The following is a 14,624-nucleotide window of genomic DNA, read 5'->3' on the forward strand; positions in this document are numbered from 1 at the left end:
TTCAAAACGCCTGCGCCTGCGCAGATCCGGCGTGATGGCGTTCCTATATCGGCACCGGCGCTGGTTGCGGGTGACGCAGCGTTCCGGTGCGGCCGCGCTGCTCTGGGGGTGTGCGGTCTTGAGCGCGCCGTCGGCAATCGCCCATGACGTGCAGGATGCTCCGATTGCGGCGACCAACGCCGCCATCGGCGAGCCACGTTTTCGCGGGCTCGCGCATCCGGTGCCGAACAGTGGTGTGGCCTTCGCGCCTGGCGGACAACTGGCAAGGATCTATGCCGCCGATATCGCACACGGGGCCGGGCAGGCGCCGGGCAAGGATTTCTGGATCGACCGCATGCTGGCGCGCGACGGCGAGGGCGGTGGGGCAGGCGATAACAACCAGTGGTTGTTGACACGTGGCCGCGCCGCTTATCTGGCCGATCACCAACCTGCGCAACCCGGCTTCGTTGGCCAGGTGGCGTACTGGCATGCCACCGACTACGACGCGCTGCTGCGCATCCAGTCCATGCAGGGCCCGCAGCCGGTGCAGTGGAAGGAAGTCGCCACGCAGCGACGGCAAACGCCCAGTTATTTCAGCAGCGTGTACGACGATGCGGGCGCGGGCGTGCGCATGCGGCTGGTCAAGTACATCACCGAACAGAATGTCGCAGTGGCCAGTCTCACCTTTTCCAGCCTGGATGGCGCAGCGCATGCGCTATCGGTGCAGGCGCTCTCGCCGATGGCGCAGCATGCAGACGGCAATGAATTGACCGGCGCCTTCGTTGCCTACAACGCGATCACCACGGTGTTTCCGCGCTTGTCCGGCGATGGCTTTCAGGTGCAAGGCAAGCGCCTGGTGCGCGAGGTGGCCGTGCCCGCCACCGGCGAGACTGCTGCAGTGAAAGTGCAGCTGGGCCTGCTCACGCACGAACTGCCGGAAGCGCGCACCGAGTACCTGCGCATCGCCGCACAGTCGCCGCAGCAGGCCTACCAGGCACATGTCGCCGGCTACAACCGCTGGTGGATGGACAACCTGCCGTATCTGGACACGCCCGACGAGAACATCACTAAGAGCCTGTTCTATCGCTGGTGGGTGCTGCGCTTCAATTTTCTCGATGCCAACGTGCCGGGCAACGACTACCAGTTTCCGGTCGCCATCGAAGGCGTGCTTGGTTACAACAACGCGATCGTGCTGACCACCGGCATGTTTCTGGATGATCTGAAGTATCTTCGCGATCCGCTGTATGCCTACGGCAGTTGGCTCAGTGCAGGCGAGGCCGCCGGCGGCGGCAAGTACACCGATAACCCCGGCTCGCCGGAACACTGGTCCAACTCTTATGCGCAATACATCACCGCCGCCGCATGGCGGTCGATGCAGTTGCATGGCGGGCCGGCCGCACTCGCGAAAAAACTGGCGCGTTATGGCAGCGGCGATGTGGATGGCGTCCTGGCCGCTTACGATCTCAATCACAACGGCTTGATCGAGTACGACTGGGCCGCGATGACCGGCAACGACGCCGATGCGGTGTCGTTCGATTGGGCCAAGCAACATGGCCAGATTCGCATGGATCGCACCGAAAGCGCCTATGTCTATGCCAACGCGCAGGCCGCCGCGCAGGCTGCGTTGCTGGCCGGCGACACCGCGACGGCGCAGCGCATGCAGGCCACAGCGCAACGCATCCGCAAGGCGGTGGTCGAGGTGCTGTGGCAGGACCATAGCGACTCCGCCGACTCGGTGGGTTTGCACGGCGATCTGCTCAAGCACCGCCAGGCCAGCGGGCCGCGCTTACCGGTGGACTGGAAGGAGACCAATAACTATTACCCCTTCAGCGTGGGCTTGATGCCCAAGCAGGGCGAGCCCGACTATGACCCCAAATATGTGCGGGCACTGCGCCTGTTTGCCGATGCGGCGCAGTACCCGCTGTTTCCGTTCTATACCGCCAACCAGGTGGATCTGCAGGCGCGCAGCAGCGGCGCCGATGCGGGCAGCAACAACTTTTCCACCATCAACGCCACCGTCGCATTCCGTCTGTTGGGCGAGGCGCTGCGCGATTACCCCAGCCCATTTCTGAGCGCGCAGAGTTACCGCACATTGCTGTACTGGAACGCGTGGGCGCCCTACATCGACGGCGACAACCGCTACCCGGACCAGAACGAATTCTGGGCCAAGGGCAGTGCAGGCAACGGCGGCAAGATCGGCTACCGCTCATGGATCCACCACACCCAGTTGGGTGCGACCAACTTCAGCATGATTGAGGACGCGATGGGCTTGCGCCCGCGCAGCGATGAAAAGATCGAGCTGTATCCGATCGATATCGGCTGGGCGTATTTTGCCGCCGAACATCTGCGCTATCGCGATCGCAACCTGAGCATCGTGTGGGATCGCACCGGCACCCATTACGGCGGCAAAGTGGGCAAGGGATATAGCGTGTATCTGGATGGCCGGTTGGCGTTTCGCGTCGACCGGCTGGCACACGTGATCTACGACCCGGCGAGCGGCAAGGTGAGTGCAGCGCCGGATGCGGTCAATCGCAATGGTGTGGCGCAAGTGCTCGACGCACACCCCCTGCAACTGGCTGCGATGCCGCAGGTGCGCTTTGCGAGCACCTCGCGCACCGCCCAGATCCTGGCCAAGGCCGGTGTGGATGTGTCACTGCCCACCACTGCCAGCCGGAATCTGGCCGAAGGCGCCGGTGTCACCGCCAGCTTCGCCGCGCCCGGATTTGCCGCGTCTGCGGCGGTGGATGGCAGCACCGCCAGCACGCCGTTCTGGGGCACGGCCGGCTCGCCGTTGGCTAGCGACTGGATTGCGCTGGACTTGGGCCAAGCACGGCAAGTGGATCAGCTGGTGGTGTATTTCTATCGCAGTTCTTCGCCCGCTGGCGAGCCACACGGCTTTGCGTCTGGCACCATTCCCGGTTACGCCGCGCCATGGATCTACGTTGTGCAGTACCAGGACAACGGCAGCTGGAAGACCGTGCCAGGGCAGGTGCGCGATGCACCGTTTGCGCAGGGCAATCGCAACCGCGTGCGCTTTCCGCCGATCCGTGCGCAGGCGCTGCGTGTGGTGGTGACCCATGCCGGCAGTACGCGGACCGGCATCAAGGAAATTCAGGTTTTCGACAGCGGCCTGCCGGCGCCTGCAATCGCCGGCAATGCGCCACCGCAGGTGCAGGTATGGCAGCTGGACGATCCCGGTTCCGATGGCACCGTGGTGGTGGATGGACGCGCGGGCGACGACGGCTTGCCCAATGGTGCGCTGCAAGTGCACTGGCAGACACAGCACGCGCCCGACGGCGGTGAAGCGCTGTTTGCAGATACCTCCGCACTGCGCACAGCGGTGCGCTTCACCCGCGCAGGGCGCTATACGCTGCGGCTGCTGGCCAACGATGGCACGCTTGCCGGCCATGCCGATGTGCAAGTGGATGCGCCCGAATCGCCGGCACTGCAGCAGGTGCCGTTACAGGGCATGGCCACTGCCAGCGCCCAGGTCACCAGCGCGCATCACCGCGTGGAGGCGCTCAACGACGGCTTCATTCCCGCTGCCGAAAGTGTGCCAGGCAACGCGCGTCGCTGGGGCAGCTATGGCCGCGCGCAACCTGCAGCGGTCTGGTTGCAGTACCAGTGGCCACGGCCTGTGCGGGTGTCGTCCAGCACGCTGTCGTTGTGGGACGATCAGCCCGATGGCGGCGTGGCGCCGCCCTCCAGCTGGAAGCTGCAGTTCCTGCGCGACGGGCGCTGGCAGGACATCGTGGGCAAGGGCGGTTACCCGATTGCCGGCGGCGGCGCAGCGAGCGCGGCGACTTTTGCGCCCATCGTGACAACCGGGCTGCGTGCAGTGCTCACGACGCAAGCCACTGCGGCAGGGCATGCGGCAGTCGGCGTGGACGAATGGCAGGTGTTTTCCGAACTGCCCAGCCAGCTCGAGGCGATCGACCTGCGCATTGCGCCCGGGCAGCCGCCCTCGCTGCCACAGGAAATCACCGCGTTCTTCGCCGACGGCAGCGTGCTGCCGGTTGCGGTGCAGTGGGCGCAGTTGCCTGCGGATCGTTTGAGCGGGGAGGGCGCAGTGGAGCTGCAAGGTTTGGTGGAAGGCGCGATTCCGATCAAGGCCAGCATCTGGTTGCGCGCCACGCCGCCGGGGCAGATCACCAGCGTGCAGGCGTTGCCAGTGGTGAGCGCGATGGCTGGGCATGCGCCGACGCTGCCGGGGTTTGTCAGCGTGCAGTACAACGACGGTTCGCGCGAACGGCTACCGGTGCAATGGCCGGCGCTGGCACCTGCGCGCTACGCGCACCCCGGCGAGATCGCATTGACCGGTACGGCCCAGGGGCGAGCGCCCACCGGGCAGGTGTCGGTCCCGCTGACGGTGCAGATCAAGACCGCCACTCCATGACGCGCATCCTCACTCGCGTGTTTGCGCTGGCATGTGCAGTGTCGCTGGCCAGTGTTCCAGCATGCGCCGCAACGCCAACGCCAACGCCAACGCCAACGCCAACGTCGCCGACGACGACGACGACGACGCAGACGCAGACGCAGACGCAAGGCAAGCGCCTGCATGCACCCGGCAACCCGATCCTGGCCGATGGCAGCAGCTATTCGGCCGACCCGGCGCCGCTGGTCGCCGACGGCAAGCTGTACATCCTGGCCGGGCGCGATACCGCCGCGCCCAACCAGAACGCATTCGTCATGCCGGGTTGGCAAATGTTCGTCAGCAGCGACCCGGGCAGCGGGCAATGGATGCATCACCGCGATCTCCTGCGCCCGCAGCAGGTGTTCGCCTGGGCAGAGAAACGCTACGCCTACGCCGCGCAGATCGTGCAGGGGCCGGATGGGCGCTATTACCTGTATGCGCCGGTGCAGCAGCGCAATTCGCCGAACCCTGATCCGTTCGCCATCGGCGTGGCGGTGGCCGACAGCCCGCTCGGCCCCTGGACCGATGCGCATCCGCAAGGGCCGGTGGTGTCCCAGTCGGTGCCAGGCACCAACGACATCCAAAACATCGACCCAACCGTGCTGGTGGACGACGATGGGCGCGTGTATCTGTACTGGGGCACCTTCGGCGCGTTGTATGGCGTGGAGCTGCAGCGCGACATGGTCAGCTTCAAGGGCACGCCAGTGCGGGTGGAGACGCTGGCCGGCTATTTCGAAGCGCCCTGGCTGTTCAAGCGCAACGGCAGCTATTACCTGGCGTACGCGGCCAACAATGCCGGCCGCGATTCCGCCTGCACGCCCACGCTGTATCACGCGTGCATCGCCTATGCGAGCGCGCCGACTGCGCTGGGCCCGTGGACCTATCGCGGCATCGTGCTGCCGCCAGTGTCCTCGACCACCTCGCATCCCGGCATCGTTGCGTTCAACAAGCAGTGGTATCTCATCTATCACACCGCCGATGCGCAGGGAGGCGGGCATTTCCGCCGCAGCGTGGCGATCGATCGCCTGGAGTGGGACGACAGCACGCAACCGGCCAGCATTCGCACCGTCACCCCGACCCGGCGCCCGCAGCCGCCCATACCGCCGCAGCGCAATCAGGCGCCTGCCGCCTACGCCACCGCGTCCAACGGCCCGGACATTCCGCTGCAGTACTGGATGGCCGCGCTCAACGACGGCATCGTCAAGGCCAATCCGCTGCCGCCGCAACTATGGGGAAGCTGGACACCGAACAATCCGCCGCAGCAGTGGATTCAATACAGCTGGTCACAGTCGGTGACCCTGGACCGCACCCGCATCGTGTTCTGGGCCGATCAGCCGGCCGGTGCGCAGATCGGCGTGGCGCCGCCTGCGCGTTGGCATCTGGAATTTCGCCAGGGCGGGCAATGGCATCCGGTGCAGCCGACCGACAGCTACGGCACGCGCGTCGATCGCTACGAAGCGGTGTCGTTTGTGCCGGTGACCACGCGCTGCGTACGCGTGGTGCTGGAGGCCTCCGGCGCCGGAACCCACCACGCCGCGCTGGCGGTGCAGGAATGGGAAGTGTTGGCGCCGCAGCCGCAGCGTCTGCCTGCAGCGAGCGCTGCCGACAGTACACACTGCGATGCGCCATAACGCGGCTGAAAAAGCGCTGGCGCCCACGCTGCGGCTGGATGCTGGCGACGCTACGCAATCGTCGGCGTGCAGGCAGCCCAATCAGGGTGTGCCCGACTCGGGCAATCACCGCATTGCATCAACCACGCTGTCCCATCTCGACTTACATGACAGATGTTGATCGTGACCACGCTCCATTCCCGGATAAACGCATGAAGCCAACGCTGCACCACACACAGACCTCCCGGTGGCACACCATCGCAGCGTGGTGCCTGAGCATCGCGCTCTGCGCGCTATCGGCAAGCGCAGTGGCTGCATCGGTCGCAGCCACGCCCACGCCCACACCGGCGCAGTACGCGCAGGCTATCGGCTTGTCCGATCACTACGCGTCCTTGGTCGACCAGCAACCGACGGCGCCAGTCTGGATCGATGCGGTACGCTTCCTGTATCGGCGCGGTGTTGCACGCACCAACCAGGCGCCGGCCATCGAGTACCACCTGGTGGATGCCGCCAGTGGCCGCAATACGCTGGCCTTCGATCATGCGCGACTGGCGGCAGCGTTGACGCAGGCCGGTGCGCAGGACATCGATGCAACGCAACTGCATCTGGAGAACCCCACGCTGCAACAGCAGCGCCTGGGCTTTCAGCTGGCGAAGCTGGGCTGGCAATGCGATCTGGCGCGCTACCGCTGCGAACATGTGCCCGAGCGCGATGTGCCGGCCGAGACGATGGACATGCGTCTGCCATTCAAGCAGGGCGAACGCGAGGCCAAGGTGTCGCCGGATGGCCGCTGGCGCGCCTGGGTGGAGCAAGCCAATCTGGTCATCGCGCCGGTGGCCGGTGGCGAGCGCAGCGTGCTCAGTCGTGATGGTCGTGCCGATGATTACTACGCGCTCGACAGCATCCAGTGGTCGCCGGATTCGCAGCATCTGGCCGCGTATCGGGTCAAGGCGCCACCGCCGCGCATGGTCTATTACATCGAATCCGCACCGGCCGATCAGGTGCAACCCAAGTTGCACCAACAGGTCTATCCAAAGCCCGGCGATGTGTTGCCGGTGATGCAGCCGGTGTTGTTCGACATCGCCACGCGCGCGGCGCAGCCGGTGGCGATGACCTTGCTGCCCAATGCCTTCAGCTTGAGCGAGATGGTCTGGTGGAAGGACAGCCGCGGGTTGACCTTCGAATACAACGCACGCGGCCATCAGCTGTATCGGGTGATCGAAGTGGACGCACGCACGGCCGCCGCGCGCACCGTGATCGAAGAAACCTCGCCCACCTTTATCGAATACTCCGAACTCAGTGGCGACCACGAGAACGGCGGCAAGCACGCGCGGCGGGATCTGGCCGATGGCAGGCAGATCCTGTGGGCCTCCGAACGCGATGGCTGGGAGCATGTGTATCTGTACGACGGCCGCAGCGGCGAGGTGATTCGCCAGGTCACCCGCGGCGATTGGGTGGTACGCAAGCTCGATTACCTCGACGAGGCCGCAGGGCAGCTGTATTTCACTGCCTCCGGCATGCAGCCCGGCGAAGACCCGTACTACCGCCACGCCTATCGCATCGGCCTGGACGGCAACGGACTCACTGCATTGACGCCAACCGCCGCCGACCATCAGGTCAGTTACTCGCCGGATGGAAAGTGGTTGCTGGACCTTTACTCGCGCGTGGATCTTGGGCCGGTGCTGGAGTTGCGGCGCAGCGTCGATGGCAGCCTGGCGCGCACGGTGGAGCGTACCGATCTGAGTCGTTTGCAGGCCGCTGGCTGGCAGCCGCCGTTGCCGTTCCATACCACCGGGCGCGATGGCAAGACCGAGATCTGGGGCGTGATCCAGCGCCCGCAGCAACTGAATCCGCAGCAGCGCTACCGCGTGATCGAATACATTTACGCCGGCCCGCAGGGCTCGTTCGTGCCGAAGAGTTTCACCACGCGCGTGCCGGCGCTGACCGGGCTGGGCTTTGCTGTGGCGCAGATCGATGGCATGGGCACCAACAATCGCGCGCGCGCCTTCCACGATGTGGCCTGGCGCAATCTCAAGGATGCCGGCTTGCCGGATCGTATTGCCTGGCATAAGGTCGCCGCTGCGCAGTATCCGTGGTACGACATCGCCGGCGGTGTCGGTGTGTACGGCACCTCGGCAGGCGGCCAGAACGCGCTGGGCGCGCTGCTGTTTCATCCGGAGTTTTATGTGGCAGGCGTGGCCAATTCCGGTTGCCACGACAACCGCATGGACAAGATCTGGTGGAACGAACAATGGATGGGCTGGCCTGTGGGGCCGTGGTACGCCGAATCGTCGAATGTGGAAAACGCAGCACGGCTGCAAGGCCATCTGCTGCTGGTCACCGGCGACATGGACATGAATGTCGACCCGGCCAGCACCTTCCAGGTGGCCGACCGCCTGATCAAGGCCGGCAAGGATTTCGATCTGCTGGTGGTACCTGGCGGCGATCATGGTGCCGGTGGCGATTACGGCAAACGCCGTCTGCTGGATTTCTTCATTCGCTGGATGCAGCAATCGCCAACGCCGCAATGGAATCGCAACCCGGCAACGCCGACCACGCACGCACCGTGATGGATGCGGTTTGCGTGCCACGGCACGCTGTCTGATCGCGCACTGTGTGCCCTGTTGGAGTGAGCAATGCGCACAGGAAAATGCGCATTGCTCGCCGTCATTTTTGCCGGCGCGCCCAAACATCAGTACAGGTAGCGACAAGCGATACATCGACGCAGCTGCCTCAAAAACTGCCGCGCAAAGGCACGTCCAGCTGCGGACTGGACTGCCAACACTACGCCAACCGATGATCGTTCAGATGCGAACCATGCTGTTTTCCGCATGCGTGGTCGCCAAATGCGACAAGACGTAGCGCGTGCGCACAGGCACATTGTGACCAGCTGATGAAACTGGAGCGCATGGGCGACTCCAGTGCGGAATGACCTCTTTAGATAACTCGCGTCGTTGCGCGGCCTCAGCTGGTCGCGCGCATCGCAGGTTGTCTGCGTGTCCACTGTATGGCCGTCGCCAAAGATGTCGCTGCGACGCGCCGCTGCCACTTGTCTCCACCCGCGCTGGTGCACGCCGGCACGGGCGTGTGTTGCCCGCCGTTTGTCTGTCGTTTGAATCAGGAGCCCCGCATGCCGATGTTGCTGTTGCCTTTCTCACGGACCACCGTTGCCAGTGTGCGGCCCGTGCCGAGCATGCTTGCCAGCGCGCTGTTGCTGGCGCTTTCGGCAACTGCGGCCGCCCCAGTGGCTGCACAGCAGGCAGGCGGCACGAGCGATGCGCCGCAAACGCTCGATAGCGTGGTCGTCACCGGCTCGCGCCTGCGCCGCGTGGATACCGAAACCGCCAATCCGGTGATCACCGTCAGCCAGGAACAGATTGCCGCCACCGGCAAGGCCACCGTCGGCGATCTGCTGCAGGAGCTGCCATCGATCGCCGGCAACGCCACCAACCCGTATACCAACAACGGCGGCGGTACCGGCGCCTCGGCGATTTCGCTACGTGGCTTGGGCGATAAGCGCACGCTGGTGCTGGTCAACGGCATCCGGCTCGCCTACAACGACGTCAATGCGATTCCGGCCAGCATGATCGAGCGCATCGAAGTGCTCAGCAATGGCGCCTCTGCGGTGTATGGCTCCGATGCCATCGGTGGTGTGGTCAATTTCATCCTGCGCAGCCAGTTCGACGGCGTGCAGTTCAGCAGCGACTTCGGCACCAGCAGCGAGGGCGATGGCAACCGACGCAACTTCGCCTTGACCACCGGCAAGACCTGGGAACGCGGCAGCCTGATCGGCGGCCTGTCGTACCACAACATCGACCCGGTCTCGGCAGCGGCGCGCGACTATTCCAAGGACGCGCTTGCGTTGACCAATGGGCAACCGGTGAAGCAGGGCTCCTCGGCCACGCCCACCGGCACGGTCAATTTCAACGATGGCTCGGACCAATCGAATCAACTCGCGCAGGCCAACGGTTGCGGGCGCGTCACCCTCAACAGCGGCGTCAGCGGCCGCGCTGGCCCGGGCGATTTCCATTGCTACAACGCCAGCGCCGACTCCTACAACTACCAACCCTTCAATCTGCTGCAGACCCCGCAAAAGCGCACCAATGCCTTCCTGCTAGGCACCTATCGCTTTACCGACAATGTCGAAGGCTACGTCAACACCTGGTTCAGTAAAACCGAATCGGCCTCGATCATTGCGCCGATTCCGATCTTCTCCAACGGCGACAACATCCTGGTCTCGTCGCAGAGTTACTACAACCCGTTCGGGGTGAACTTCGGCACCGATCGCAGCACCGGCACCTCTTACAACGACCTCAACACGCGCGCCACCGTGCTGGGCAATCGCAGCTATCAATACAACACCTACAACTTCCAGATCAGCCCGGGCTTGCGCGGTCACTTCGGCGACAGCTCCTGGCAGTGGGACGCCAACTTCAACTACGGCAAGGTCAAACAGAAATCGATCAACAACGGTTTTCTCGACTATGCAACGTTCAATCAGGCGATCGGCCCGTCGTTCCTGGACAGCGATGGCGTGGTCAAGTGCGGCAGTGCGGGCGCGGCGGTTGCCGGCTGTACTCCGCTGAATTTCTTCAACCTCAACGACAGCAGCAACCTCGCCACGTTGCAGGGCATGGTGGTCAACCCCATCGTGACCAGCGTCTACACCGTCAAGCAATTCGAGGCCAATGCCAACGGTTCGTTGTTCGATTTGCCGGCCGGCACCGTCAGCCTGGCAACCGGCATCTCCTATCGCAAGGAGCGCTCGACCACCGCCTCCGATGCGCTGTGGACTGGCGATGAAGACGGCCTGTGTGGTGTGATCGAATTCTGCGCATCCACCTTGAGCGGCAGTTTCGACGTCAAGGAAGCCTATGCCGAAGCCTTGTTCCCGCTGCTCAAGGACTTGCCCGGCATCAACGCGTTGAACATCACCCTGGGAACGCGCTTCTCCGATTTCAGTTCGGTCGGCAGCAAGACCAACAGCAAGGTGTCGCTGGAATATCGCCCGATCGAAAATCTGTTGCTGCGCGGCACTGTTTCGCAGGTATTCCGCGCGCCCAACATCAACGAGTTGTATGCCGGCGTGGCCGGCGATGCGGCCACCGTCAACGACCCGTGCAACGGTTACACCGGCGGCAACAGCGTGGCCTGCGCGAACGTGCCGACCAACGGCAGCTATCAGCAATCCGATGGTCAGGTGTCGGGCAAGGTGTCCGGCGCGGTGGTGGCTGGTTATCAACTCAAGCCGGAGACCGGCAAGTCCTACGATGTGGGGCTGGTCTACGACCCGCAGTGGATCGATGGCCTGTCGCTGAGCGCGGACTGGTGGCGCATCGATCTGGAAGACACCATCACCACGGTGTCGGCGCAGACCGTGCTCAATCAATGTTTCGCCAACTCGGCAAGTTCCTTCTGCGCGCTGATCCATCGCAACGGCAACGGAACCATCAATTACATCGCCGAGCCCACCGTCAACCTGGGCAAGCTCTGGGCCAAGGGCATCGATTTCAATCTGACCTATCGCCTGCCATCCACTCCGTGGGGCAATTTCACTGCAGGTCTCAATGGCACCTATCTCACCCGCTACGACGTGCTGCCCGATACCACCGATCCCAGCTCGGTCACCATCCACAACGTGGGCCGCTACACCCAGGCCTACGGCAATTTCCCGCGCTGGCGTGCGCTGGGGACCGTGAATTGGGCGTTGGACGATTGGAGCGCCACCTGGCGCATCCGTTATGTCGGTAACACCGCCATCGGCAATTCGGATCCGGACCAGAGCCTGTCGGCCGACTCCAGCGAGCCGACGGTGGTGCGCAAGATCGGCGCCTACGTCTACAACAACCTGCAGCTCGGTTATAACGTGGAGCCGTGGCATACGCGCTTTGAAGTGGGCGTGGACAATATCGCCAACAAGCAACCACCGTTGTATTACTCCAACAACGTGGGCAATGCGAACACCGATGTGGCGACCTACGATCTGCTTGGTCGGTTCTATTGGGCACGTGCGACGGTGAAGTTCTGATCGCCGCCGTGTCGTCGCCGCCGTTTCAGTGCACTGGCGTGCGCCACCCGATTCGGTCGGGCGTGCGCAGGCGGTGCCACGCAATCGCTTCTCTGGCGGCTTCTGCCAGTGTGGGTTGTAACGGCGCGCGCAGTCTGCGCGCACCGACAGGAGCTAAGCTGATCCTATGACCGATGTCTTCGTTACCGAACACACCACCGACCACGCGCTGAGCTTGTCGCGGCGGCGCTTTCTGGCCTGGAGCAGTCTGGCGGTTGCTGCGGGTTTTCTGCGATTTCCTGCGCAGGCCAACGCCGCACAACCGGGCAGTATCCGCGCGGTACCGTTGGCGCAGGTCAGGCTGACCCCGTCGCTGTTTCTGGATGCGCTGCACGCCAATCGACGCTATCTGATGCGGCTGGAGCCGGACCGGCTGCTGCACAATTTCGTGCTGTACGCCGGCCTCGACCCCAAGGCGCCGGCGTATGGCGGTTGGGAAGCGGACACCATCGCCGGACATACGCTGGGGCACTATCTCAGCGCATTGGCCTTGATGCATGCGCAGACCGGCGATGCGCAATGCCGCACGCGTGCGCGTTATCTGGTCGCAGAGCTCGCACGCTGCCAGGCGCATGCAGGCGATGGCTACGTGGCCGGATTCACGCGCAAGAATGCCGCAGGCAAGATCGAAAGCGGCCGCGCCGTGTTCGATGAACTGAAGAAAGGCAAGATCGACCCGGCGCCGTTCTATCTCAACGGCAGCTGGGCACCGCTGTACACCTGGCACAAGTTGTTCGCCGGCCTGCTCGACGTGCATGCGCATTGCGATAACGCGCAGGCGCTGCAGGTCGCGGTGGGCCTAGCTAGCTATCTGCAAGCGGTGTTTTCCGCACTCGACGATGCGCAGTTGCAGAAAGTGCTGTCGTGCGAATTCGGTGGCCTCAACGAATCCTTCGTCGAGCTGCATGTGCAAACCGGCGATGCGCAGTGGCTGGCGTTGGCGCAACGCCTGCACCATCACGCCGTGCTCGATCCGCTCATCGCCCAGCGCGACGAACTGGTGCACCAGCATTCCAACACCAACATCCCCAAGCTGATCGGCCTGGCACGCGAGTACGAAGTGACCGGTGATGCCGCCTCGGGCGCAGCGGCGCGCTTCTTCTGGCACACCGTCACCGATCACCACACCTACGTGATCGGCGGCAATGGCGACCGCGAATATTTCCAGCAGCCCGACAGCACTTCGAAGTTTCTCACCGAGCAGACCTGCGAGCACTGCGCCAGCTATAACATGCTCAAGCTCACCCGCCATCTGTACCAGTGGGGCCCGCAGGCGGAGTTCTTCGACTATTACGAGCGCACGCTGCTCAACCACGTGATGGCGCAGCAGCATCCGCGCACCGGCATGTTCACCTACATGACACCGATGCTGGCCGGCGAAGCGCGCGGCTGGTCCTCGCCATTCGACGACTTCTGGTGCTGCGTCGGCAGCGGCATGGAAGCGCACGCCCAGTTCGGCGATTCCATCTTTTGGCAGGACGGGCAGGGCGTTTACGTCAACCTCTACGTGCCCTCCAGCGTGCGTGATGCCGCCGGGCTGGACATGACCCTGCACAGCGCGATGCCGGAGCAGGGCAGTGCATCGCTCCGCGTCGATGCGGCGCCGGCAGAGCAACGCACGCTCGCACTGCGCGTGCCCGGCTGGGCGCAGTCGCCGGTGTTGCAGCTTAATGGCCAGCCTGTCGATGCTGCCGTCAGCGAGGGCTATCTCCGTATCACCCGCGTCTGGCGCGCTGGCGACACGCTCGGCTTGTCGTTCGAAATGCCACTGCGCCTGGAAGCCGCAGCGGACGACCCGGCCTGGGTCTCGGTGCTGCGGGGGCCGCTGGTCTTGGCTGCGGACCTGGGCGATGCGGCAAAGCCATGGTCGGGCAAGACCCCGGCATTGATCGGCGGCGATGAGGTCTTGCAGCGTTTGCAGCCGGTGGCTGGCCAGACCGCGTTCGATTACAGCGACGGCGCCCAGCACTGGCGGTTCTCCCCGTTCTACGCCCAGTTCGATCGCCGTAGCGCGCTCTATCTGGAACACCGCGATACCGCCGCATGGCAGCAGCAACAGGCCGAGCAGGCCGCAGCAGAAGCAAAACAACACGCGCTCGACACACGCGCACTGGACCGCGTCGCCCTGGGTGACGAAGCATCCGAAAAAGCCCACGGCCTGCAGAGCGAAAGCTCCTACGCGCTCAGCTACCGCCGCCGCGCCGGCCGCGACGCCCGCACCGGCGGCTTCATCGCCTTCACCCTGCGCAACACCAGCAAGGCAAGCATCATGCGCCTACGCTACTGGGGCGACGAAACCCGCCGCCGCTTCCGCCTCCTCGCCGACGGCGAACTCATCGCCAACGAACGCCTGGACGGCAACCGCGGCCTGGACTTCGTCGATGTGGATTACGCCTTGCCGGCAGCAGTGGCGGGCCGCGCCACCCTGCAGATCCGCATCGAACCGGAGACCGGCTACTCGGCAGGGCCAGCGTTCGGGTGTTGGGTGTTGGCATCGGCGTAAGCGCCGGCCGTCACAGCTTCAATGACGTTGCCTGCGCTTTGGCCGGAGCGC

General features: G+C 64.4%; 5 protein-coding genes. All 5 read left to right on the top strand.

The genetic code is table 11. From position 1 onward, the window contains the following. Window positions 1-34: 34 nt before the first annotated feature. The 5 genes from AC1KVG_RS12770 (at window position 35) to AC1KVG_RS12790 (ending at window position 14,573) form a co-directional block, all read left to right on the top strand. The gene (locus AC1KVG_RS12770; protein ID WP_481094631.1) at window positions 35-4,375 is read left to right on the top strand and encodes an Ig-like domain-containing protein; all 4,341 of its coding nucleotides are present in this window, start codon (window positions 35-37) and stop codon (window positions 4,373-4,375) included. Further along, window positions 4,372-6,024 (top strand): family 43 glycosylhydrolase, encoded by a 1,653-nt coding sequence (locus AC1KVG_RS12775; RefSeq protein ID WP_481094632.1) that lies wholly within the window; start codon window positions 4,372-4,374, stop codon window positions 6,022-6,024. Before AC1KVG_RS12770 ends, AC1KVG_RS12775 begins: the two co-directional genes overlap by 4 nt. Window positions 6,025-6,215: 191 nt before the next feature. Continuing rightward, window positions 6,216-8,573, top strand: a complete 2,358-nt coding sequence (locus AC1KVG_RS12780; protein WP_481094633.1) for a S9 family peptidase — start codon at window positions 6,216-6,218, stop codon at window positions 8,571-8,573. Window positions 8,574-9,133: 560 nt separating this feature from the next. Further along, entirely contained in the window at window positions 9,134-12,031 is a 2,898-nt protein-coding gene (locus AC1KVG_RS12785) for a TonB-dependent receptor (protein WP_481094634.1), read from the top strand. A 166-nt stretch (window positions 12,032-12,197) separates the two neighbouring features. Further along, the gene (locus AC1KVG_RS12790) at window positions 12,198-14,573 is read left to right on the top strand and encodes a beta-L-arabinofuranosidase domain-containing protein (RefSeq protein ID WP_481094635.1); all 2,376 of its coding nucleotides are present in this window, start codon (window positions 12,198-12,200) and stop codon (window positions 14,571-14,573) included. Window positions 14,574-14,624: the final 51 nt, after the last annotated feature.

The organism is Xanthomonas sp. NCPPB 3959 (assembly GCF_056675575.1).

Bases quoted from the DNA above. Each gene is read 5' to 3' on its own strand.
- AC1KVG_RS12770 (WP_481094631.1), top strand. From the start codon at position 35: ATGGCGTTCCTATATCGGCACCGGCGCTGGTTGCGGGTGACGCAGCGT.
- AC1KVG_RS12775 (WP_481094632.1), top strand. From the start codon at position 4,372: ATGACGCGCATCCTCACTCGCGTGTTTGCGCTGGCATGTGCAGTGTCG.
- AC1KVG_RS12790 (WP_481094635.1), top strand. From the start codon at position 12,198: ATGACCGATGTCTTCGTTACCGAACACACCACCGACCACGCGCTGAGC.
- AC1KVG_RS12785 (WP_481094634.1), top strand. From the start codon at position 9,134: ATGCCGATGTTGCTGTTGCCTTTCTCACGGACCACCGTTGCCAGTGTG.
- AC1KVG_RS12780 (WP_481094633.1), top strand. From the start codon at position 6,216: ATGAAGCCAACGCTGCACCACACACAGACCTCCCGGTGGCACACCATC.